The organism is Nocardia sp. NBC_01388 (assembly GCF_045040085.1).
In the GTDB taxonomy this organism is placed as follows: domain Bacteria; phylum Actinomycetota; class Actinomycetes; order Mycobacteriales; family Mycobacteriaceae; genus Nocardia.
Map to the genome: position 1 here is coordinate 7589784 of NZ_CP109553.1, position 23014 is coordinate 7612797.

Here is a 23014-nt window from a genome sequence, read left to right on the forward strand (position 1 = left end):
CGTGCTGTCTGTTGTGCCTAGTCCCCTCGTCGTGCGCGCGCCCTCCAAGGTGAATCTGCACCTGGGGGTCGGCGATCTTCGCGAGGACGGATATCACGACCTCACCACGGTCTTCCAGGCGCTCTCACTCGGTGACGATTTGCAGATCGCACCGGCCGCCGCCCTCACGGTGAAGGTGAGCGGCGAGGGCGCCGACCAGGTCCCCACCGATCGCGGGAATCTGGTGTGGCAGGCGGCGGTCCGCCTCGCCCACCTCGGCGGGCGCGCGCCGCTGGTGGAAATCGCGATCGCCAAAGGCATTCCGGTGGCGGGGGGTATGGCGGGCGGCAGCGCCGATGCCGCCGCCGCCCTGGTCGGCCTGAACGATCTGTGGGAACTCGGCCTCGGGCGCGCTGAATTGTCCGATATCGCAGCCGAACTCGGCAGTGATGTCCCGTTCGCCCTGCACGGTGCGACCGCACTGGGCCGCGGTCGCGGCGAGGAACTGCTCCCGGTGCTGTGCCGCAACACCTTCCACTTCGTACTGGCGCTGGCCAAGGCCGGCCTGTCCACCCCCTCGGTGTTCCATGAACTCGACCGGTTGCGCGAGGCGGGCGACCCGCCCCGCCTCGGCAGTCCCGAAGCACTGCTGCAGGCCCTCGCCTCGGGCGACCCGCAGCAGCTCGCCCTGCTACTGGGCAATGACCTGCAAGCGGCCGCGCTCTCCCTCGCCCCCGAACTTCGCCGCACGCTGCGTGCGGGCGTCACAGCCGGGGCTTTGGCGGGGATAGTCTCCGGTTCCGGCCCGACCTGCGCCTTCCTCTGCGAAAGTGAAGACGCGGCTGTAGCCGTTGCCGCCGAACTCTCCGGCGCGGGCGTGTGCCGCAGCGTCCGCACCGCCTACGGCCCCGTCCCCGGCGCTCGTATCTTGAGCGGCTCGGCCGACTCCGCCAAGCGCTGAGCGGCAGGCATTCGCGCGGCTTCTCGGCGATCACCCGCTGAGCGCCGGGCTCGACAGGTTCGCACGACAGGCCGGGGGATTGTGAGAGGTTCGTGGACCTCACCTGGCGAGCTTCCGATTCAGCTGATCGCGTCGGCGAGGCGGTCGATCTGGTCTGCGTCGCGGCCGTAGCAGTAGAACATGACCTCGTCGGCGCCCAGATCTGCGAATTGGGTTATGGCCGTGCGGATTTGGTCGGGGGTGGTGAGGATTCCGCCGAGCATGTACTCGGCGCGACCGGAGAATTCGTAGTAGGCGCCGAGGGAGGCGCGGGCGTCGTCGATCACGTGCTGGGCGCCGAGTGCGGCATTGACCTGGGCGACTATGCGTGGAGAACCGGTGCGGCCGTGCGTGGTCCAGGACTTGCGGGCGGTGTCGAACAGGCCGCCGGCCCAGCTCGGCGCGGCGGCGGCGAGGAAACCGCCACCCCAGCGGCCGACCCGGTCGACGGCGGCGGGGCTGAAGCCGCCGAACAGGATCTCCGGGCCTTCGGGGCGCAGCGGTGCGGGGCCGATGGGTCCGCAATCGTCGTTGAAGGATTTGCCCGACCACAGTCGGCGCATGATCTCCAGCTGCTCGTCGAGGCGCTTGCCGCGGGTGCGCAGGTCGGTGCCGGAGGCGATGTGGTCATCCTCGCGACCGCCGACCCCGAGCCCGAGCACCAGGCGGCCGCCGGACATGACATCGAGCGTCGCGGCCTGCTTGGCCAGCAGCGCCGAATCGCGCAGCGGGGCGATCAGCACCTCGGTCTGCACCCGGACGCGGCTGGTGGCGCCCGCGATCATGGCGAGCGCGACGAGCGGCTCGGGGTTGTCCCAGACCAGGCGATCGAGCAGGCCGAGGGTCGTGAACGGTCCCGCCTCAGCGCGCCGAGCCCAGTCGAGCAGCGTGGCGGGAGCGGAAATGGGCAGGCCGATACCGAACTGCATGAGGATCCTCCATATGCGGGGTTGGCGAATACTGCCGCCCGCTTCACCATCTCATCGATGTGAGATGTGGGGCCCCATTCTGCGACGCTGTTCCGGGGGCACCTGTCCGAAGTGATTCCGACCCAACCACACCGCGATTCGGCACGCAAGGCAGACTCTTACTGTGCCAGTCGGCCGTAAGGCCGTGTCGCGAGGTGACAACTGATTTCGTGAGGTCGGGGTAACTCGCCGGGTACGTCCAAAAGTCTTCCCGTACGTGGCCGCCGGCCCGCGACGTGAAGTAACTACGCTGCCACGACCGGCAGAAATCGCGGAGAGGCGGCTGAGCTTCATGTCCAACCTCATCAACTTGGAACAGGTCTCGAAGAGCTTCGGGATCACGCCGCTGCTGGACAATGTCTCGCTCGGGGTGCATGCCGGGGAACGTATCGGGGTGGTGGGGCTCAACGGCGGCGGTAAGACGACGCTGCTGGAGGTGCTGACCGGGCTCGAACCGGCCGACAGCGGACGGGTCAGCCGGGTCGGCGGCCTGCGCATCGCCGTGGTCACCCAGCGCGGGGTGCTGCCGGACGGCGCGACCGTCGGCGAGGTGGTGCTCGCCGGACTGGCCGAGGATCAGATGACCGATGGCGTCGCCGAGCACGAATGGGCCGCGAACACCCGCATCCGCACGGTGGTCGAGGGCATCGGCATCGCCGACCTCGGCATGGACGCCCTGGTCTCCAATCTCTCCGGTGGTGAGCGCCGCCGTACCGCGCTGGCCGCCGCGCTGGTCCGCGATCTGGACCTGCTGGTGCTGGACGAGCCCACCAACCACCTCGATGTCGAGGGTGTGCAGTGGCTGGCCGAGCATCTGGTGGCCCGGCGCAGCGCACTGGTCGTGGTCACCCACGATCGCTGGTTCCTCGATACCGTCGCCACCCGCACCTGGGAGGTGCAGGGCGGCAAGGTGGAGACCTACGAGGGCGGCTACAACGACTGGATCTTCGCCCGCGCCGAGCGCACCCGGCAGGCCGATGCCACCGAGGCGCGCCGCCAGAACCTGGCCCGCAAGGAACTCGCCTGGTTGCGCCGCGGTGCGCCCGCGCGCACCTCCAAGCCGAAGTACCGCATCGAGGCCGCCGAGGCGCTGATCGCCGATGTGCCCGCGCCGCGCGACAGCGTCGCACTGGCCTCGTTCGCCCGTAAACGCCTGGGCCGCGTGGTGATCGAGCTCGAGGACGCCACCCTCGCCACCCCGGACGGCCGGGAACTGGTGCAGGACTTGACCTGGCGGCTCGCCCCGGGTGAGCGCGTCGGCCTGGTCGGCGTGAACGGCTCCGGCAAGACCACGCTGCTGCGCGCCCTCGCCGGTGATTCGGAATTGAAGGTCGGCAAGCGCATCGAAGGCCAGACCGTCAAGATCGGCTGGCTGCGACAGGAACTCGACGATCTGCCGCTGGATATGCGTGCGCTGGAAGCGGTTCAGGATGTCGCCATGCGAACCATGCTGGGCGGCAAGGAGATCAGCGCCAGCCAGCTGGCCGAGCGCCTGGGCTTCACGCCCGCCAAGCAGCGCACGCCGATCCGCGATCTCTCCGGTGGTGAGCGCCGCCGCCTGCAGCTGACCCGAATCCTCATGGCCGAGCCCAATGTCCTGCTCCTGGACGAGCCCACCAACGACCTGGATATCGACACCCTCCAGCAGTTGGAGGACCTGCTCGACAACTGGGCCGGCACCATGGTCGTCATCTCCCACGACCGGTACCTGGTGGAGCGCATCTGTGATTCCACCTGGGCGCTGTTCGGCGACGGCAAACTCACCAACCTGCCCGGCGGCATCACCGAATACCTGAAGAAGCGCTCCGCCATGTCGGCCGCCAAGGTCGGCGGCCAGAGCTCCTCGAATGCCGGCGCACCCGTCACCGATGCCGCCGCCCACCGCGCCGCCCGCAAGGAACTCTCCAAGCTGGAGCGTGCCATTCAGAAGCTGGACGAACGCGAGGCGAAACTGCACGCCGCCCTCGCCGACGCCGCGACCACCCCCGACAAGCTCATCGCCCTGGGCACCGAACTCAAGCAGGTCCAGGCCGAAAAGGAATCCACGGAAGAGCGCTGGCTCGAACTCGCCGACTACTGACCCCGGCCCTCCCCGCCGAACAGCCCGCGTCCACACCCCACAGCCGGTACCAGCGCTGTTCGGTGCGGGCGCGGGCTGTTCGGCACCACTCAGCCCATCTCAGCACGGCGCAGCCGGTGTCTCCGCTCAGCACGGCGCAGCCCGTGTCTCCGCGCAGCCCTTGTCCGCACCGCACAGCGGGTACCAGCGCTGTTCGGTGCGGGCGCGGGCTGTTCGGTACCACTCAGCCCGCATCCGGGCGGGCACAGCCTGTGTCAGTGCTGTTCGGTTCGGGTGCGGGCTGATTCGTATGAGTTGAGGTCAGCCGTGGTGTTCTAGGGGAGGGTGGTCGAGGGTCGGGACCGGGAGGCAGGTCCGGACGAAACCGGCGCCGAAGGAGGTCAGTTCGACTGTGCGGTAGAGGACTTTGGTGCCGAAGCTGGTGCGCTTGAGCAGGCGGCGGACCTCGGGGAGGGCTTCCAGCAGCTGATAGCGGTTGGGGTTGCCGAGCGGCTCGCGGGTGACGTCGATGAGGCCGAGGCGATCGAGATTGATGAGGTATTCCTCGACCCGATTCGGATAGCGCAGACCGGCATCGTCACCCAGCAGATTGAACTGCCCACCGGCGGCGGCGCGCCCGCCGCGCACTTCGAGGGCGGGCTGCGGGCCGTCCAGGTAGAGGTGGCGCACTATGCGCGCTTCGTCGGGAGCGAGCTCACCGAGAATGCGGGCGTAGGCGGGATGGTGATTATCGTCCTCGGAATGGAAATCGGCTGAGCGGCGCAGTAATTCGGCGCCGCGCGCCCGCAGGACGGTGGCGGGGGAGGGCGCGGGGGCGTCGGTCTCGGCCACATCGGTGGCGGCGACTCCCAGCACCTGGAGCACCGAATGCCGCACCTGGGCACCGGCTTCGGAGAGGATATCGCGCGGCGGGTGCCCGGCCATACTGCCCCGCAGCACCACCGAGGTGACGCCGAGCGCGGTGCTCAGGCTCCAGACTCCGGCCTCCACGGCCGCCGACATGGCAACCCGGACAACGCCGGTCGCGGTGCGCACCGGTCCGGCGGGGTAGGCGGGCCCGGGTACCGGAACCGGCATCGGTGCGGCAGGGCGCACCACCAGCTCGGTGGAGGTATCTGCGGGTTCCCCTTCGCCCGAGTCGGTTTCGGTCATATCCATGAGGTAGCCACTCCTGTTCCGAAGATCAGGAGGTGAGCGTAACCGGCGATGAGCCCCAGCGCGCCGCCATGGACAAACAAGAGCCATTCATCTTGTTTGATGGCCGATCGCAGCATGTCCACGAAGTCCGGCGGGGGCAGTGCCGACATTTGTTTGGCGATGTACTCCTGGACCTGCTTGCCCTGCTGCACGTTGAACGCCGGGTCCGCGAAGGCGATCGGGGCGATCTTCATGGACTCGGCGGTGAAACTGTCCTGCAGCTCGTCGTATTCACGATTGCCGAGCAGGAACTTCACCGCGCCGCGGGCGGGCCCGAGCGCCTGGTCCGCCGCCGGCTTGAGGGTGTCCGCCAGCATCTGCATGGTGCGGTCCGAGCGCGGCCCGTTGAGCAGTTCGTCGCCGATATTGGCGACCGTCATGATCTGGCTGGCCACCATGTCGGCGTAGCCCTCGGTGATCTCGGGCTGCCGCTTGACGAGCAGCCCCTGCCGCCACGGCACCCACCACTTCGGGTAGGCGGGCGCGAAGATCATATTGATGCCGACCCAGTTGACCACCCAGCCGATGACGATGCCGCCGATCGGCAGCACCGCCAGCGCCGACCATCCGGTCCAGTGCAGGATGCCCACCAGTACCAGACCCATGGGCGCGCCGAAGTAGAAACCGAAGTTCTGCATGAACCGGAGTTCCTTGGCGCCCAGCACCTGGAACAGGCTGTTGAGCAACTGCGGCCGCGCCTGGAAGTAGCGAATCACCATCTGCTTGACGTCGAGCAGTTGATCGATGTTGTTGCCGAGTTCATCGGTGAGTTCACGCAGAATTGTGGGGAGCTGTTCGGCCACGCGCGAGTGCACCATCTCGCGAACGCCATTGGGCAGGTTGTACCAGAGTTGCGGATGTTCGCGTTTCAGGATGTCTTCGACGATGTCGCGAATCTGGAGTTCCGCTATTTCGGTGAGATGTTCGGCGAGCTTGTCGGGTTCGAGTTCCCGATAGAAGTCCGAGACGCTTCCGAGTTTCGCCAATCCTTTGTCGACCGCGATACTCGCCATCTTGTCCGCACGCGACGGCACAATCCCCTGCCAGCCCATACGGCCGTCGTACTGCAGCAGCGGCAGCACCTGAATCCGCTTGGGCAGGAATGGAAACAAGGCCGCGAGCCCCGGAAGCCGGATGCCGTGAAAACTGATCGGCTTGAACAGCATGAGCACGCCGGTCCAGTTGGTGATGTAGCCGATGACACCCGTGAACAACGGAATCGTGATCAGTTCCAGCAATATTGTCGGGTGGACTCCGAAAAGACTCTCTAGCAACGTTCACCCTCCTGCCGATCCATACCGGAACCGCCGCCGGCATAGATACCCCTCGGCGACTCGGACCTTACTGTGCGTCCAGGAATCGAGTCCAGCGAAGGAGTGTCTGAGTCGGAGATCTCGGTCACACTGTTCCACCCCGCTGTTCCCCTGTCACGTTGGGACCACGAGAATGGCGGGAAGCACATCCAACTTGCATGCAGTGCGGGGGCGTTGAGGGTCATGTTGGGCGCGTGTTGTGCTAAGTGAACGCGGTAACCTTCGGATGGCTTTCCGGGTTCGACATGCCAGTGGGTCTGTCGGCGGCAATAATCGTGGACGAATAGTTCACCTGGCGATATTCGGAGATGGACGTGGCAGAGGACAGGACCGTGCAGGCGCCGGGGGGTGCGGCGGAGGTGGTCCGTCCGGGTTCTCGTGCAGTGGAACGCAGTTCGGACGCCGAGCAGCGGCAGATCAGCAATGAGGCACGACTGATCCGCGGCGTGTTCCGGGCGGCCGGACTGGCGGTCGGCACCGCGGCCCGCAGCGGCCAGTGGGCGGTCGGCACCAGCTTCGAGATCACCAAGCAATTGACCCAGGCCGCGCTGGACGGCGAATCGTCGGCCGATATCGCCGAGCGCACCGGTGCGGCGCTGCGGTCCATCGCGCGCAGCGCACTCGGCGTCACCGAGGGTTCGGTGCGCGAGATCGTCAGCTATGTGCCGACACCGGTCGGTGGCCCGAATCAGCATGCCATCGGGGCGGGCAGCCTGCTGCGTTCGGCCAGCAGCGAGGAGCTGCGCCGCCGGGGCGACTCACTGCTGGCCCGTTCGGCGGACGTCTACTTCACCGAGGACGTGCATCCGGCCTACGACCGCATTCTCGATCAGCTCGCGCCCGATGAGGCCCGCATCCTGCGCTTCATGGCGCTGAACGGCCCGCAGCCGACGGTCGATGTGCGCACCAACCGGCCGCTGGGCATCGGTTCGGAACTGGTAAAGGGCGATCTCACCTCGGTGCCGGAGCAGGCGGGCGTGCGCTACCCGGACCGCTCCCGGCACTATCTGATCAATCTGAACCGGCTCGGGCTCACCATCACCTCCGACGATCCGGTGGTGCTGTCGCGCTACATGGTGCTGGAGGTGCAGCCGGTGGTGGAGACGGCGCTCAAGAAGGCCGGGCGTGTGCCGAAGATAGTGCGAAAGAGCCTGCGACTGACCGAATTCGGCGAGGACTTCTGCACCACCTGCTTCAGCATTCAGGGCTGAGCGACTCCCGCGCCTCGCCGCGCAGGGGGCGGGGGTGTGTCCGACTGATAGCGATCCGGTACAAATCTGCGCCAATGGCGCGGTATCCCGCGGTCCTGATGGGATTGTGGGAGGTATGGATTCCGATGCGGTCACCGCGATCAGCCGGTTGAAGTTCCGGTATCTGCGTGCCCTCGATACCAAGTCGTGGGAGGAGTTCGCCGACACCATGATTCCGGAGGCGACCGCGACCTACAGCGAGTACCTCCAATTCGAATCGCGCGATGCCTTCCTGGCCTTCATGCGCAACACCCTCGGCCCGCACGTCATCACCGAGCACCGCTGCGACCACCCCGAGATCGACGTCACCGGCGATACCGCCGTCGGCACCTGGTACCTGGCCGACACAGTCCTGATCCCCGGCCACAATATGCTCCTGCGCGGTGCGGCCTTCTACTCCGACCAGTACGTCAAATGCGATGACGGCAAATGGCGCATCGCCCACACCGGCTACGAGCGCACCTACGAGGTCGTCATGTCCCTCTCCGACCTCCCGAGCCTGCGGCTCACCTCCAGCCGCTGGGGCCTGATAGCCCGCGACCCGGCAGACGCCCCCCGCACCGAACCGATGCCCCCGGACTCCACCGGCACGATGGGCTGATCGCCCGGGTCGGACAGCGCATATCTCGACCGCGCAGACCGTGACTCGATCGCGCAGCGCTCGTACGGGCTGTGGGGAGTTCAGGCGGGCTGTGCGGCCGCCTGCCGCAGCGGGCTTCGCCGGATGGGGGACACCCGCGCAGCGTGTTTCTCTGTGGCACAGCTCTTATCGGGGCTGTGCCGTATTGGGACGGGTTGCGCGGTGCGGCTGTCAGTCGGTGGTGGCGACGAGAGGTTCCAGGGTCAGGCCGGGGTGTTCCTTCTGGACGTAGGCCAGCTTCCACTTGTCGCCGAAGAGGGCGAGCATGACGCCGTCGGTGCGGGTGAAGACTTCTACGCCGCGCTGGCGGCTCAGTTCGACGGCCGATTCGGCGTCGGTGCGGCGGGCCAGCTGGTACGGCAGGTTGTCGAGGTTGGTTTCGACGTTGTACTCGCCGAGCATGCGGGCGGTGACGACCTCGAACTGCATGGGGCCGACGGCGGCGAGCACGGGGGAGGCGTCGCCGCGAATGTCATTGCGCAGCACCTGGACTACGCCCTCGGAGTCGAGCTGGTCGATGGCCTTGCGGAACTGCTTGTACTTGCCGGCGCTCTGCGCGCGCAGGGTGGCGAAGTGCTCCGGGGCGAAGGACGGGATCGGCGGGAACTGCACCTTCTTGTCCGCGTACAGGGTGTGGCCGGGGGCCAGGGCGGTCGCATTGACCAGGCCCACCACATCACCGGGGTACGCGGTATCCACGGTGGAACGCTCGCGACCGAAGATGGTGAGCGCGTACTTGGTGGCGAACGGGCGACCGGTCTGCGCGTGCGTCACGACCATGCCGCGTTCGAATTCGCCGGACACGATGCGCATGAACGCCAGCCGGTCGCGGTGCGCGGTATCCATACCGGCCTGCACCTTGAAGATGACGGCGCTGAACGGATCGGAGGTCTCGCGCGGCTTCTCGTTGATATCGATGCGGGCGCGCGGCGGCGGGGCGATCTCGATGAGGGTCTCGAGTATCTGCCGCACACCGAAATTCAGCATGGCGGACCCGTAGATCACCGGTGAGGTGTGCCCGGCCAGGAACAGTTCCTCATCGTGGTCCTGTCCGGCGGCGGAGAGCAGTTCGCTCTCCTCGACGGCGGTCACCCACTCCGCGCCCTCGCGCTCGGCGGCCTGCTCGGGGGTGAGGTGCTCCTCGGGGGCGATGGTCGCACCGCCCGCGGTACGGGTGAAGTGGATGTATTCGACCGGTGCGCCCTCCGCGCCGCGCCGCAGCAGACCGCGGAAATCACCGGCGATGCCGACGGGCAGGAACAGCGGGGTGGGCGTGAGGCCGATGCGATCGGTGATCTCGTCCAGCAGTTCCAGCGGCGCCTGGCCCGGCCGGTCCCACTTGTTGATGACGGTGATCACCGGAATGCCGCGATCGCGCGCGACCTGAAAGAGCTTGAGCGTCTGCGGTTCCAGGCCCTTGGCCGCGTCGATGAGCATGACGGCCGCATCAACCGCGGTCAGCACCCGATAGGTGTCCTCCGAGAAATCGGAGTGGCCCGGCGTATCGACGAGATTGATGACGCAGTCGCCGTACTCGAACTGCAGCGCCGTGGAGCTGACGGAGATACCGCGCGCCTTCTCCATCTCCATCCAGTCGGAGACGGTCGACTTGCGCCCCGCCTTGCCGTGAATGGCGCCGGCCTCGGAAATGACCTTCGCATGCAGTGCGAGCGCCTCGGTGAGCGTCGACTTACCGGCATCCGGATGGGAGATCACCGCGAAGGTGCGCCGCCGGGCTACCTCGCCGGCCAACCGCCCGGAACTGGGTGCGTTGGTCGCGCTGGCGGTCGGGGAACTCAACGGGGGACTCCTTAGCAGACGAGGCAACCTGTCCAGGTTACGCGACGGCCCCCCACCCCCGACCAGCCGGTTCCCCGCCGACCGCCCCCAAACCCCACACTCCGAACCCTCGACCCCCATACCGCCCCTGCCGGCGGATAAATCTCGCCCTGCGCCTCGCCGAGTGGGCACTGGTGGTGGCGTTGCGCGGCGAGTCGCCACCGTCAGAGCCCGCTCGATTGCCTTCCCGCAGGCGGGTGCCTGGTCAGGCGGATTCGGGGAGGTGGCGGGTGATGGCCTGCGCTACCAGGCGGGGGATGTCGGTGCCGGGGGCGATGGCTTCGATGCTGCGGTTGGCCACGACCGAGGCGATGCCGTGCAGGTTGGTCCACAGGACCAGGGTCAATTCGTCTGCGCTCGTGGTGCTGCCGGAGATGAGACCTGCGGCGACCAGGTCGCGCCAGCTCCGGAACATGGGGAGGGTGATGGTGGCTCGAAGGTTCTCGCCGGCGCCCTCCAGGAGGTCGTGCCGGAACATGAGCGCGAACATCTCCGGGCGCCGGGCGGCGAATTCGACATAGGTCAGGCAGCTGTTCTCGATGCGTGCCCGGGGTGTATTGCCCTGTACCGCTTCGAGTCTGGCGCCGAGATCGGCGTAGCCGCGGGCGGCGATGGCCGCGGGCAGGGCATGCTGCCCAGGAAGGTCACCTTCATCGCCAAGCAGGAGTACTTCACCACCGGCGGGTGGCGCGGCAGGCTGAACCGGTGGGTTATGAACGCGACCGGTCAGGTGGCGGTGGATCGCACCCCGGGCAAGGTCGGCGGTGATTCGCTCACGGCGGCGGCCCGGATTCTGGAGCAGGGCGGCATCTGGGGAATCCATCCGGAGGGCACCCGATCCCCGGACGGTCGCATCTATCGCGGCCGCACCGGCGTCATCCGCGTGGCCATGCGGACCGGCGCGCCCGTGGTGCCCGTCGTGCTGTCGGGAACCGATCGGGTGAATCCGCGCGACCGCCGCTTCCTGCGTCCGGCCAAGGTGCGCATTTCCATCGGCCGCCCGCGCTACTTCGTACCGGCCGATCGGTACGCTGTACGACAGGCAACCGATGAGCTCATGGCCGACCTGGTGCGCCGCTCCGGCCGCCAGTACGTGGATTGCTACGCAGCCACATTCGAAAGACATGCCGAAGCGGCATAGCTCGAGGTGGGGGCTGTGTAAAGCGGTTAGGGCCGCGTGTTAAAGTCTTCGGGTTGTCTCGGCGAGGGTGCGACACCCCAAAATGTCCACCGTGATCGACGCGGCTCGGCTCCCGGCCGTCGCTGTTCGGTTTTTCGCCCGACTAGCAGACCAATATTGCGCCAGGGCGGCAGTTTCCCCTGGCCAGCACGCTGATATCAGCCCGGACCGAGCCGTAGGAGTAGACAGTCATGTCCGACGCCAACCTTCTGGAAGCCACCGTACGCACCGAGTTCGGCAAGGGTGCCGCGCGTCGTACCCGCCGCGACGGCAATGTGCCCGCCGTGCTGTACGGCCACAACGAAGAGCCGCAGCACCTGTCCATCAACGCCCGCGCGTTCGCCGCGGTGCTGCGTGAGCACGGCACCAACGCCATCCTGAACCTGGACATCGCGGGCACCCCGGCGCTGGCCATGACCAAGTCCGTGGTCGTGCACCCGATCCGCCGCTACATCGAGCACGCCGACCTGCTGATCGTCCGTCGTGGCGAGCGCGTCGTCGTCGATGTGCGCGTGAACCTGGTCGGCGAGGCCGCCTCGGCCACCCTGGTCACCTCGGACGTCACCGTGCTGTCCGTCGAGGCCGACGCCATGAGCCTGCCGGAATTCATCGACGTCTCCATCGAGGGCGTCGAGGCCGGTACCCAGATCAATGCCGGCGACATCACGCTGCCTGCGGGCGTCACCCTGGCCGGTGACCCGGAGGCGCTGATCGTCAACATCATCGCCGCCCCGGCCTCCGCGCAGGAGTCCGAGGATGCCGCCGCCGAGGCCAACGGCACTGCCGAAGCCGCCGAGTAATACTGCCTGCTAACGGTTTTCAATGACCGAGGCAATGGCCGGGCCCGTGCTCGTGGTCGGACTGGGCAACCCCGGACCCGAATACGAGCGGACCCGGCACAATGTCGGTTTCATGGTCGCCGATGTGCTCGCGGAGCGCGTCGGCGGCCGTTTCACCGTGCACAAGAAATCCGGCGCAGACCTGCTGGAGGCGCGTCTGGACGGGCGCAAGGTGCTGATCGCCAAACCGCGCAGCTTCATGAACCTGTCCGGTCGCCCGGTCGCCGCGCTGGCGAAATTCTTCTCGGTGCCGCCGACCGAGGTGATCGCCGTGCACGACGAGCTGGATCTGCCGTTCGGCGTGATCCGGTTGAAGCAGGGCGGCGGCGAGGGTGGGCACAATGGCCTGCGCTCCATGTCGCAGGCCTTGACGACCAAGGATTACCTGCGGGTTCGGTTCGGCATCGGGCGTCCGCCCGGCCGCCAGGACCCCGCCGACTATGTGCTCAAGCCCTTCTCCGCACCGGAGCGCAAAGAGGTTCCGGTGATCGTCGAGCAGGCTGCGGACGCGGTCGAGCTGCTGCTCCGGGTCGGACTCGAAACAGCGCAGAACCAACTGCATTAGTGGCGGTGGTTCCGCAACGCGACAACTGATCTCGTAAGGGTCGGGGTAACTCCTGGGGCACGGCCAAAATCGGTGGTGTAACCCACCGCCGCTACGCGTTCCCAACGTTCAACGGCTCATAAGCCGCGCGCTAAAGGTCCGGGGAGGCGGTACTGGTGGCGGAGCGGCGGAGCTTCCCTGACGAGGTTTTCGGCAGGGCGCCGGGGCCGAGGATGGTGACGCTGCGGGGGCGGACGCCTACTTCGGAGAACACCGTGTGGACGATGTCGTGTTCGATGCGCCGCACCTCCTCCGGGTTCTGGAAGTCGTTGCTCTCCACCACGACCGCGAAGCTTTCGCGTTTCTGTCCCGCGTCCAAGCGCACGGCCACGGCATTGCCGGGGCGAACTCCCTTGATGCGCAAGGCGGCTCGCTCGATATCGGTGGGATAGATATTGCGGCCGCCCATAATGATGACGTCCTTGATGCGGCCGCACACCACCATCAGTCCGTCTTCGGTGAAGTAGCCGATATCGCCGGTGTCGAGCCAGCCCTCGGCATCCAGGGTGGGCCGGAAGCCCTCGACCGTCACATAGCCGGAAGTCACTGCGGGGCCGCGCAATTCGATCACGCCGACACTGCGCACCGGGAGCGGGTGCCGGTCGGCGTCGACGATCCGGCCCTCGAGATTGTCGACCAGATAGCCGAGCGTGGGCAGGCGGCGCACCGCGCCGTGATGGTGATCGGGATTCTTGACCGGCACCGCCTTGCCGAGCGCTTCCAGCAGATCGGCATCGACCACATCGAGAATCTGCCCGAGCCCCGGATCCGGAATGGACACGGCCAGAGTCGTTTCGGCCATGCCGTAGACAGGGGTGAGCGCCATCGGGTTGAGCCCGAACCGTTTTCCGGCCTCGGCGAGCGCCTCCATGGTGTCGGCGTCGACCGGCTCCGCACCGTTCCACATGTACCGGACGCTGCTCAGATCGAGCGCGCCCTCCTCGGCGTTGCGCAGCCTGCGGGCGAGCAGTGAATACGCGAAATTCGGTGCGGCCGTGACTGTTCCGCGATACTTCGAAATCAGTTCGGCCCACAGGATCGGGCGCGCGAGGAAGTCCAGCGGCGTCACGCACACCACTTCCGCACCGAGGTGCATCGGCACGCTCAGAAATCCGATCATGCCCATATCGTGGAAGAGCGGCAGCCAGCTGATCATCACATCGTCGTCGAGCTGGAACTTCACCCGATCGAACATGGCGTAGGCATTGACGAAGAAATTGCCGTGCGTGATCCGCACCGCCTTCGGTGATCCGGTGGACCCGGATGTCAACTGCTGCAGGGCGATATCGGCCTCACCGGTCGGCAGCGGCGAGGTATCGCGACCGCCGCGCATCCGATCGATGGTCACCACCGCGATACCGCGTTCGGCCAGCAGCGGGGCCGCCGCCTCGAACGGCGCGCCCAGCACCACGACCTGCGCGTCGATCATGCGCAGCACGGTTTCGGTGTCATGCGCCCACATCAGCAGATCGGTACGCGGTGTGGGCTGATGCAGCATGGTGATCGAGGCGCCGCGCATCCACACGGCCTGGCAGGCGGGCGCGATATCCACCGGCATGCCGGCGAGCACAGCCACCGCATCCCCGTGTCCGATGCCGGCGTCCGCCAGCCCGCCGGCCATCTGCCGGGCGATCGCGTGAATCTCGCCCCACGTCTGCCGCAGTGGCGAGTCCGGCTCCCCGGTCACCAGCCCGTGCCCGGATGTTCGTGCCGTTGCATACATCTCATCGGTGAAGCGGCTCACGATCGACTCCTCAAACGCTGGCCAACACCTCAACTATCCCGCCGCCGCGCCGCCCTGTTAACCGTTTCGCGATGTTGCTCAGCGAAGTGCGGTCACCACTTCGGCGAAACGGTCGAGGTCTTCGAAGCTCACGAAGGAGTGGGGGGAGGCGCGGACAACCGAGTCCAGGTCGCGGGCGGTCATATCGAGCAGGGTGGAGGAGGCGTGGCTGACCGTCACGATGATGGACTCGGCGGCGAGGCGATCACGGATCTCGAGTGGCGCGAGACCGTCCACGGTGAAGGACACGATGCCCGCGTGCTGGGTGCCGCGGTCGCGCACGGTGACGCGGGGGAGCGCCCGCAGTAGCTTGCGCAGGTACTCCGCGCGCTCGGCGATCGCGGCGTAGATCTCGGCGGGCCCGGCCTCGAGCAGATAGCGCACCGCCGCGCCCAGGCCGAGGCGTCCGGCGATATCGCACTCCCAGAATTCGAAGCGCTCGGCGCCCGGGGCGAGGGTGTATTCGGCGGGCCCGGTCCACACCGCGCTGTGCAGATCGAGGCGGCTGGGTTCCATGGTGGCGGCCAGTTCGGGGCGCACGTAGAGGAAGCCGGTGCCGCGCGCGCCGCGCAGCCATTTGCGGCCGGTCGCGGAAAGCGCGTCCACGCCGAGTTCCGCGACATCCAGGGGCAGCTGACCCGCCGACTGGCAGGCGTCCAGCAGTACCAGCGCACCCTCTCGGCGCGCGATGTGCGCGGCCTCGGCGACCGGATTCACCAGGCCGCCGTTGGTCGGAACATGTACCAGCGAGACGAGTTTCACCCGTTCGTCGATCATGGATTCCAGCGCGTCCAGATCGAGTTGCCCACTGCTGTCGCTGGGAATCGTCTCCACGACGGCCCCCGTCTGCCGGGCGCGCTGCAGGGCGGCGATGGCATTGCTGGCGTAGTCGGCGCCCGAGATGAGAATCCGATCTCCGGCCCGCAGCGGTACCGAGTAGAAGAAATCACTCCACGATCGGCTGGCGCTGTCGCTGAGCGCGATGGAGCTCGCCTCGGCACCGATGAGTTGCCCGATCGCGGTCTTGACGGCGTGCAGATCGTCGAGCCGCTCGTTGGCGGCACGATAGCCACCGATCTCGGCCTCCCGGCGCAGATGCGCGATGGCGGTCTCGACGACGATCCGCGGGGGTAGGGAGGAACCCGCGCTGTCGAGAAAAATCTGACCTTCGCAACCGGGTGTATCGGCGCGTAACCGGGCAATGTTCACCATGGGAACGACCATATCGGTTGGTGTGTTCTCCATTTCGTCAGATTTGTTGTCGGTATACATCGCTACTCTGGTTTGATCGCCCTTCGCATCGGGCGGTGCCGGAGCGGTCGAGCGGAGGTTGGCATGGTGGTCACGACGTCCCCCAGCGAGTTGCCGCGAGTTGCCGGGCGTGGGGCTGTGCCCGGCGCCGTGCGGACGGGCCGCGCAGAACTGGGGCCGGGAACAGAGTTCTCCACGCGGGCCGCGGCCGAGGCGTACATCGGAAAGGTCTGTTTCAAACAGGGCCCGCCGATGCTTATCGGCGCCGAACTCGAGTGGCTTACCGCGCAGGGAGAGCCGTCGGCGTCCGCCCCGCGTCCGCAGCTGACTGTGCTGGCAGACGCGCTGGGATCCTATGCGCCACAGTCCATTTCTCCTGATTCCCCGGCCGATCCGCTGCCGGGAGGCAGCCGGGTCACCCTCGAGCCCGGCGGTCAGATCGAACTCTCCAGCGCCCCGTTCGGCACCGCCGCCGAACTGTGTGAGCGCCTGCTGGCCGATACCGGCCGCCTACGGGTGCTACTCGATACCCGCGATATCCACATCATCGCCGCCTCCGCCGATCCGGTGCGCACACCGCAGCGCCTGCTCCAATTGCCGCGCTATCGCGCCATGGAATCCGCGTTCACCGGCATCGGCCCGTTCGGGGCGCTGATGATGTGCAATACCGCCGCCGCCCAGGTGAGCGTTGACGCCGGGGTGGATGCCACCGATATCGCGGCCCGCTGGACCGCCCTCTACGCCATCGGCCCGGCACTCCTGGCCGCTTTCGCCTGCTCCCCGGAGCTCAGTGGCGCACCGCCCGGCGCCTGGGCCTCCCAGCGCATGCGTACGTGGCTCCGATTGGATCACCTGCGCACCCGCCCACCCGTTCACGACTGGCCGGACCCCATCAACGGTTACGCCCGCTGGGCGCTGGATGTGCCGCTGCTGTGCGTCCGGCCCGAAAGCGCGGTCGCCACCAGCGGCTCATCCGGCCCCGACGGCGGGAACGGTCCCCGCGGTTCGGCCGGATCCCACCGTGAGGGTGGTGCGAGCGGATCCCACGGCTCGGCCCGTGCGAATGTCTCGCACGGCTCGGGCGGTGCGAATGGCTCACCGGGCCTGGCAGGTGCGAATGGCTCGCACGGTTCGGAGGCCGCGAACGGTTCGGTAGGTGGTCACAGTTCGGCAGGTGGTCATGGTTCGAACGGTGCCGCGGCCGTGCTGAGCGCCGACTGGACGGCTCCGCCCGGCGCCACCTTCGCGGACTGGCTGTGCGGCGCGCTCGATGACGAGATCGGCCGTCGCCCCACCACCGACGATCTCGACTATCACCTGACCACGGTCTTTCCGCCGGTCCGAGCCTCGGGGCACCTCGAGGTCCGCTACCTGGACGCCCAGCCCGGCAATACCTGGACGGTCCCGGTGCATGCCATCGACGCCCTGCTCTCCACGCCCGCTGTGGTGGCCGAGGCGACGGCGCTGGCGGGTTCGACGGTCGGCCGCTGGTCCGAGGCTGCTCGCTACGGGCTGGCCGACCCCGAAATCCGCACGGCCGCAGTGGCTCTCCTGGAGCTCGCCACCGCGCAGGCCGCAACTCCGGTTGCCGCAGCGGAATTGGCCGCCGCCGCGGCGCGTTGCCGCCAGGGACACGCACCCGCGGCATTTCCCGAATCCGGGGGTGGCGCATGAGTGCGCAGCCTGCCGCCGGTTTCGCGGAAAGCCCCTGCCTGTTCGACTTCCTGAATTCGGAGTTCTCTCATGACTGTTCAGCTACCGGGTACTGACCGGGCCGAGACGGATCGGCTGCGGGAGCGGATCGCGCAGGTGCTGGAGCGGGCACGGCGGCGCACCGCCGGGCTCACCGATTGCCTGGACGAGGCCGAGCTGGTGGCGCAGCATTCGCGGATCATGAGCCCGCTGGTGTGGGATCTCGCGCATATCGGCAATCAGGAAGAGCTCTGGCTGGTGCGGGATGTGGGCGGCCGCGAGGCCGTGCGCGCCGATATCGACGAGCTGTACGACGCGTTCAAACACGCACGCGCGAATCGGCCCGCGCTGCCGCTGCTCAATCCGGCGCAGGCCAAACAGTACGTCGGCCAGGTGCGGGGCAAGGTGTGGGATGTGCTGGAGCACAGCCCCTTACGCGGTGACGCGCTGGTGGCGGACGGATTCGCCTTCGGGATGATCGCGCAGCACGAGCAGCAGCACGACGAAACCATGCTCGCGACCCATCAGCTGCGGCAGGGCGAAGCGGTGCTGTCGGCGCCCGCCGCTCCGGTGGTGCGCACCCCCGTGCGCAGCGAAGTCGTCATTGCCGCAGGGGAATTCACCATGGGCACCGACGGCGATCCCTGGGCGCTGGACAATGAGCGCCCCGCGCACCCCGTCCACGTGCCCGGCTTCGCCATCGATACCGCTCCGGTCACCAATGAGCAGTACCTCGAATTCATGGCGGACGGCGGCTACGACCGCCCCGAGCTCTGGTCGGAAGCGGGCTGGGCGCACCGCCGCGAGGCCGGTCTGGTGTCCCCGCAATTCTGGGAGCGGGACGGCGGCGGCCGTTGGTGGCGAAGGGTTTTCGGCGTCATGCAGCCCGTGCGCCCGCATCAGCCGGTGGTGCACGTCTGCTGGTTCGAGGCCGAGGCCTACGCCAACTGGGCGGGCAAACGCCTGCCGACCGAGGCGGAATGGGAGAAGGCCGCCCGCTTCGATCCGGCCACCGGTCGCTCCCGCCGCTACCCGTGGGGTGATGCCGACCCCACCGCCGATACCGCGAATCTCGGTCAGCGGCACCTGGAACCGGCGGATGCGGGCGCATATCCCGCAGGTGCGTCACCGCAGGGTGTGCACCAGCTGATCGGCGATGTCTGGGAGTGGACCTCCTCCGGTTTCACGCCGTACCCGGGCTTCCAGCCGTTCCCCTATCGCGAATACTCCGAGGTCTTCTTCGGCGGCGACTACCGAGTCCTGCGCGGCGGTTCCTTCGGCGCGGACGATGTCGCCTGCCGCGCCACCTTCCGCAATTGGGACCATCCCATTCGCCGCCAGATCTTCGCCGGCTTCCGCCTGGCCAGAGACCTCCGCCCGGAGGACCTCTGATGTGCCGCCACCTCGCCTACCTGGGCCCGCCGGTTCCCGTGGGAGACATCCTCACTCGCGGCCCGCACTCCCTCCGCACCCAATCCTGGGCCCCGCGCGATATGCGCGGCGGCGGAACCATCAATGCCGACGGCTTCGGCGTCGCCTGGTGGATTCCAGCCCCGGCCGCTGCGCACCTCGTCGCGGCGCGCGCTCTCGGCCCCGGCCTCGGCGACAGCGGTGCGGATCGAGCCGAATCGGTGACTGCGGCAGCCGAGCAGCCGACGGTGTCGCGCTATCGCAATGCGGCCCCGATCTGGACCGATCCGGCGGTGGCGGAGGTGCTGCCGCAACTGCATTCATCGGCAGTGCTGGCCGCGGTCCGCTCGGCCACGGCCGGCCTACCGGTCGAGCAGGCGGCGTGCGCGCCGTTCACCCACGGCCGCTGGGCTTTCAGCCATAACGGTGCGATCCCGGACTGGCGCGATGCCCTCACCGCCGTTGCCGCCCAGTTCGATTCGCCCTCGCTGCTCGATGCCGAGTCGCTGACGGATTCGGCCCTGCTCTGGGTGATTCTGCGCAGCCTGCTGGAGAACAAAACGCCGCCGTCCGGCGCGGATATCGAGCCGGAAGTTGCGCTGACAGCGGCGATTCGGACGGTATTCGACCCGGAGATCGCGCTGACGGCGGTGGTTCGCGCGGTGTATGAACTGTCGCCGCGGGCGCGATTGAACCTCCTGCTGGGGGATGGCGAAACGGTGTGGGCCACCACGTGGCAGCACGCGCTGTCGGTGCTGGTGGCCGATGACTTCGCGGTGGTCGCCTCGGAGCCGTATGACGATGACCCGCGCTGGCAGTCGATCGCTGATCGGCAATTGGTGGTGGTGCGGCCCGGGCGGCTGACGGTGAAACCGCTGGATTTCGAAAATGGAAGGACTTCTCGATGACTTCGGCGACGCTGGAGATCCATTTGACCGACGACGATCTGACCGCGGGTTTGCGATCGGATGTGCGCCGCGGGCTGACGGCGGAACCGAAATGGTTGCCGCCCAAGTGGTTTTACGACGCGCGGGGCAGTGAACTCTTCGAGCAGATCACGCAGCTGCCCGAGTACTACCCCACGCGCACCGAGCGCGCGCTGCTGGAGCAGGTGGTCGGGGAGATCGCCAAGATCGCCCAGGCCGAGGTGCTCGTGGAGCTGGGCGCCGGATCGGCCGCCAAGACCCGGCTGCTGCTCGAGGCACTGACGGCGGAAGGTCCGCTGAAAACCTATGTGCCGCAAGATGTATCAGTGGCGGCACTGAGCGCTTCGGCGAACGAGGTGGCCACCGAGTTCCCGGGGCTGAGCGTGCACGGGGTGGTCAGCGATTTCACCGCCACGCTGGACAATCTGCCGCGCGGCGGCCGCCGCATGATCGCCTTCCTCGGCGGCACCATCGGCAATCTGGTTCCGGCCGAACGCGCGCAGTTCCTGGCCGATGTGCACGAGGTGCTGGAACCGGGTGAGCAGTTGCTGCTCGGCGCCGGTCTGGTCATCGATCCGGCGGTGCTGGTGCCCGCCTACGACGATGCCGCCGGAGTCACCGCGGAATTCAATCGCAATGTGCTGCATGTGCTCAACGCCCGCCTCGGCGCGAATTTCGTCCCGGAGAAGTTCGCGCACATCGCGCTCTGGGATGCCGAGAACGAGTGGATCGAAATGCGCCTGGAGGCCACCGAGGCCGTGTCCGTCACCATCGCGGACCTGGAGCTGTCGGTGGATTTCGCGGCCGGTGAGCAATTGCGCACCGAGATCTCCGCGAAGTTCCGGCGTGATGGCCTCGAGAACGAGCTCGCCGCAGCGGGTTTCGCGACCGAACGCAGGTGGACCGACTCGCAGGAGCGCTTCGCCCTCTGGCTGGCCGAACGCCGATAACAGCGATGTCCGGTACCGCGATAGTCAGACCGTGATGTCGCCGTAAACAGTCAATTCCGGCAATAGCGGCAGTATTCGCGTCATAGGATCAGAAAACAGTGAAGCCGTGGGAGATTTTCGGCCTCGTCCTTGGCGTCGCGGCCTTCTGTATCGTGCTGCCGCCATTACTGGGCTGGAGCCGGGACCGTCTGTGGTTTCTGGGCGGCCTGCTCCTGCTGACCGGGGCGGTGGCGCTGCTGTTCCTGCCGCTGCCGCACCCCGCCGGCAGCGTGGACTGCGGCACCGTGATCAGCCCGCGCCACGAATGGAACGGTTCCCGGCTCTGCCTCGAACCCGGTTGCCTCGCACCCGATTTCCACGTGCACTGCGACCGCAATACCACAACGCGCCTGGAGACCATCGGCGTGGTCGCGGCCGCAGCCCTGGTGACGCTGGCGCTGAGCAGCCGCACGCTGCGACGGCCGCTCCGCAGATCGGCTCCGGACTGACAGGCGCTCGGCTCCGGACCGGCAGGCGCTCGGCTCCGGACCGGCAGGCGCTCGGCTCCGGACCGGCAGGCGCTCGGCTCCGGACCGGCAGGCGCTCAACCGGTTACGGCGGCGATCCACTCCGCGGCGGGCCGCAGTTCCTCCCACGCCTTGCGGATCTCGACGGCCGCGCGCGGCTTCTCCAGCCACGCCGGCGCGCCGAAATCCTTACTGAGGGTGAGAGATTTGTGCCGCAGCAGTTCGATGCGCGGATGGTCGGCCGGATACCCCTTGGGCCGTGTGACCAGCCGGTCGCCGCCCAGGGTGTACCCGGCGGCGGTCAGTCCGGCCAGCAGGTTTTCCAGCTCGACGCCGCGCACCTCGTTGTCGATGGCGGTGCGCAACTGGGCGAGTTGCGCGGGCGTCGGCCCGTATAGCCCCACGGCGATGAACAGTCCGGCCGCGCCGATCTGCACATAGAACCCCGCACCGGGCGAGGTGTGCACCACCGCACCCTGATGATTCTTGTACGGGGTCTTGTCCTTCGAGAACCTGACATCCCGATACGGCCGGAACATCTTGGCCGGCCCGAAGTCCGGCTCCAGCTCGGACATCAAGGCCTGCATGGGATCTCGGACCGACGTCTCCCAGACCTGCTTGTGCGCGGTCCAGAACGCCTTGGAGTTGTCGGCCTCGAGATCTTCGTAGAAGTCGAGGCCGGTCAGGGGGAATCCGGTGAACTGTGGCACTGCTGTTGCGCTCCTACGTCGATGAATTGCCGACGGCCACGACCATGATGAGGACGTAGAGGAGGTAGAGCACGATCACGCCGACGCCGACCCAGATGGCCGCCAGCGCCATACCGCGTCCCTGCTGCCCGGACTGCTTGATCTGGTTCAGCGCCACGACACCCAGGATGATCCCGATGATCGAGCCGATACCGCAGGTGACGAATCCGACCAGCGAGGTGATGAGACCGCCGATGGCCAGACCGTTGGTGCTCGTCGGCGGCGCGTATCCCATCGGTGGATATCCGGGCTGTCCATAGGGCTGGCCGTACGGCTGCTGCGCATAGGGCTGCTGGCCATAGGGCTGCTGCTGACCGTACTGCTGCTGCGGATAGGGCTGCTGGCCGTAAGGCGGCTGCCCGCCGAGGTATCCGCCCTGGTCACCGGCTGGATAACCACCCTGCGGCTGCCCGCCCATCGGCGGATAGTTGTGCACCCCGCCCGCCGGGTAGGCATCCCCCTGTGGATAGGCCTGCGCGGAACCCTGTGGATAAGCCTGCGCGGGCGGATACTGCAGCGGCGGCACGTCCGAACCCGCTGTGCCCGGGTAGTACTGGGTGATCGGCGGCGCATCCTGCGCCGGCGTGCCGGGGTTGTATCGGGTGGTCGCGGCATCCTGTCCCCAGGCGCCCGCGTTGTACTCGGTCGCCGCCGGATCCTGCGGCTGCTCGGCTGCCGCGGCGTCCTGCCCGGAAGTGCCCTCGGGCTTCTTCTTGAACATGTCGCCCGGGTCGGCGCCGGCGTGCGGTTCGTTCGGCGGCGTGCTCATGTCGCGCCCTTCTCGGTGGGTGGTGTCGGACCGTCCCCATGGGTATCACAATGGCGGGCCGATGCGTGAACACGCACCGGTCCGCGGCG

Annotated in this window: 21 protein-coding genes; 12 read left to right on the forward strand and 9 right to left on the reverse strand. The window is 67.7% G+C overall.

Translation table 11 applies throughout. From position 1 onward, the window contains the following. Nucleotide 1: 1 nt before the first annotated feature. Nucleotides 2-940 (forward strand): 4-(cytidine 5'-diphospho)-2-C-methyl-D-erythritol kinase, encoded by a 939-nt coding sequence (locus OG716_RS35925; RefSeq protein ID WP_405134740.1) that lies wholly within the window; start codon nt 2-4, stop codon nt 938-940. 119 nt (nt 941-1059) lie between these two features. Here OG716_RS35925 and OG716_RS35930 read toward each other — a convergent pair whose 3' ends face one another. Then, on the reverse strand, nt 1060-1908 hold the full coding sequence (locus OG716_RS35930) for an LLM class flavin-dependent oxidoreductase (protein ID WP_405134741.1): 849 nt from the start codon (nt 1906-1908) through the stop codon (nt 1060-1062). 331 nt (nt 1909-2239) lie between these two features. Between OG716_RS35930 and OG716_RS35935 the strand changes: the two genes are divergently transcribed. Further along, nucleotides 2240-4027, forward strand: coding sequence for an ABC-F family ATP-binding cassette domain-containing protein (locus OG716_RS35935; protein WP_405134742.1), 1788 nt, complete (start codon nt 2240-2242; stop codon nt 4025-4027). A gap of 300 nt (nt 4028-4327) precedes the next feature. Here the strand turns inward: OG716_RS35935 and OG716_RS35940 are convergent, their stop codons facing one another. Both OG716_RS35940 and OG716_RS35945 read right to left on the reverse strand, forming a co-directional pair. Then, on the reverse strand, nt 4328-5185 hold the full coding sequence (locus tag OG716_RS35940) for an Abi-alpha family protein (protein ID WP_405134743.1): 858 nt from the start codon (nt 5183-5185) through the stop codon (nt 4328-4330). Further along, the gene (locus tag OG716_RS35945) at nt 5176-6498 is read right to left on the reverse strand and encodes a hypothetical protein (RefSeq protein WP_405134744.1); all 1323 of its coding nucleotides are present in this window, start codon (nt 6496-6498) and stop codon (nt 5176-5178) included. The genes OG716_RS35940 and OG716_RS35945 overlap by 10 nt, the downstream gene beginning before the upstream one ends. Before the next feature lie 347 nt (nt 6499-6845). On the opposite strand from OG716_RS35945, the gene OG716_RS35950 reads away from it, so the two are divergent. Both OG716_RS35950 and OG716_RS35955 read left to right on the forward strand, forming a co-directional pair. Next, nucleotides 6846-7748, forward strand: coding sequence for a DUF4393 domain-containing protein (locus tag OG716_RS35950; RefSeq protein WP_405134745.1), 903 nt, complete (start codon nt 6846-6848; stop codon nt 7746-7748). Nucleotides 7749-7863: 115 nt separating this feature from the next. Further along, a complete protein-coding gene (locus tag OG716_RS35955; RefSeq protein WP_297628458.1) occupies nt 7864-8388 on the forward strand; it encodes a nuclear transport factor 2 family protein in 525 nt (174 codons plus the stop codon). 210 nt (nt 8389-8598) lie between these two features. Here the strand turns inward: OG716_RS35955 and OG716_RS35960 are convergent, their stop codons facing one another. Together OG716_RS35960 and OG716_RS35965 are read right to left on the reverse strand one after the other, a co-directional pair. Continuing rightward, nucleotides 8599-10227 (reverse strand): peptide chain release factor 3, encoded by a 1629-nt coding sequence (locus tag OG716_RS35960; protein ID WP_405134746.1) that lies wholly within the window; start codon nt 10225-10227, stop codon nt 8599-8601. Nucleotides 10228-10471: 244 nt separating this feature from the next. Next, a complete protein-coding gene (locus OG716_RS35965; protein ID WP_405134747.1) occupies nt 10472-10744 on the reverse strand; it encodes a hypothetical protein in 273 nt (90 codons plus the stop codon). On the opposite strand from OG716_RS35965, the gene OG716_RS35970 reads away from it, so the two are divergent. The 3 genes from OG716_RS35970 to pth all read left to right on the forward strand — a co-directional run bounded on the left by OG716_RS35970 (nt 10733) and on the right by pth (nt 12850). Then, the gene (locus OG716_RS35970; RefSeq protein WP_405134748.1) at nt 10733-11407 is read left to right on the forward strand and encodes a lysophospholipid acyltransferase family protein; all 675 of its coding nucleotides are present in this window, start codon (nt 10733-10735) and stop codon (nt 11405-11407) included. The two genes, OG716_RS35965 and OG716_RS35970, sit on opposite strands and share 12 nt — an antisense overlap. 230 nt (nt 11408-11637) lie before the next feature. Then, on the forward strand, nt 11638-12246 hold the full coding sequence (locus OG716_RS35975; RefSeq protein ID WP_327142137.1) for a 50S ribosomal protein L25/general stress protein Ctc: 609 nt from the start codon (nt 11638-11640) through the stop codon (nt 12244-12246). A 22-nt stretch (nt 12247-12268) separates the two neighbouring features. Further along, nucleotides 12269-12850: an aminoacyl-tRNA hydrolase gene (gene pth, locus OG716_RS35980; protein ID WP_405134749.1), complete on the forward strand. Its 582-nt coding sequence runs from the start codon at nt 12269-12271 to the stop codon at nt 12848-12850. Between the two features lie 130 nt (nt 12851-12980). On the opposite strand, the gene OG716_RS35985 is transcribed toward pth, so the two are convergent. Both OG716_RS35985 and OG716_RS35990 read right to left on the reverse strand, forming a co-directional pair. Beyond that, nucleotides 12981-14633, reverse strand: a complete 1653-nt coding sequence (locus tag OG716_RS35985) for a fatty acyl-AMP ligase (protein ID WP_405134750.1) — start codon at nt 14631-14633, stop codon at nt 12981-12983. A gap of 78 nt (nt 14634-14711) precedes the next feature. Further along, the gene (locus tag OG716_RS35990) at nt 14712-15884 is read right to left on the reverse strand and encodes an aminotransferase class V-fold PLP-dependent enzyme (RefSeq protein ID WP_405140152.1); all 1173 of its coding nucleotides are present in this window, start codon (nt 15882-15884) and stop codon (nt 14712-14714) included. Between the two features lie 123 nt (nt 15885-16007). Between OG716_RS35990 and OG716_RS35995 the strand changes: the two genes are divergently transcribed. The 5 genes from OG716_RS35995 to OG716_RS36015 all read left to right on the forward strand — a co-directional run bounded on the left by OG716_RS35995 (nt 16008) and on the right by OG716_RS36015 (nt 21389). Next, complete coding sequence (locus tag OG716_RS35995; protein ID WP_405134751.1) at nt 16008-17597, forward strand: glutamate-cysteine ligase family protein; 1590 nt, start codon at nt 16008-16010, stop codon at nt 17595-17597. A 69-nt stretch (nt 17598-17666) separates the two neighbouring features. Then, on the forward strand, nt 17667-19007 hold the full coding sequence (gene egtB, locus OG716_RS36000) for an ergothioneine biosynthesis protein EgtB (protein ID WP_405134752.1): 1341 nt from the start codon (nt 17667-17669) through the stop codon (nt 19005-19007). Beyond that, nucleotides 19007-19933, forward strand: coding sequence for an ergothioneine biosynthesis protein EgtC (locus OG716_RS36005; RefSeq protein WP_405134753.1), 927 nt, complete (start codon nt 19007-19009; stop codon nt 19931-19933). The genes egtB and OG716_RS36005 overlap by 1 nt, the downstream gene beginning before the upstream one ends. Continuing rightward, complete coding sequence (gene egtD, locus OG716_RS36010; protein ID WP_405134754.1) at nt 19930-20901, forward strand: L-histidine N(alpha)-methyltransferase; 972 nt, start codon at nt 19930-19932, stop codon at nt 20899-20901. Before OG716_RS36005 ends, egtD begins: the two co-directional genes overlap by 4 nt. 98 nt (nt 20902-20999) lie before the next feature. Beyond that, nucleotides 21000-21389 carry a hypothetical protein gene (locus OG716_RS36015; protein WP_405134755.1) on the forward strand — a complete coding sequence of 130 codons (390 nt, stop codon included), beginning with the start codon at nt 21000-21002 and terminating at the stop codon, nt 21387-21389. A 95-nt stretch (nt 21390-21484) separates the two neighbouring features. Here the strand turns inward: OG716_RS36015 and OG716_RS36020 are convergent, their stop codons facing one another. Together OG716_RS36020 and OG716_RS36025 are read right to left on the reverse strand one after the other, a co-directional pair. Next, the gene (locus tag OG716_RS36020; protein ID WP_405134756.1) at nt 21485-22117 is read right to left on the reverse strand and encodes a DUF2461 domain-containing protein; all 633 of its coding nucleotides are present in this window, start codon (nt 22115-22117) and stop codon (nt 21485-21487) included. A 13-nt stretch (nt 22118-22130) separates the two neighbouring features. Beyond that, nucleotides 22131-22925, reverse strand: coding sequence for a DUF4190 domain-containing protein (locus tag OG716_RS36025; protein ID WP_405134757.1), 795 nt, complete (start codon nt 22923-22925; stop codon nt 22131-22133). Nucleotides 22926-23014 lie beyond the last annotated feature (89 nt).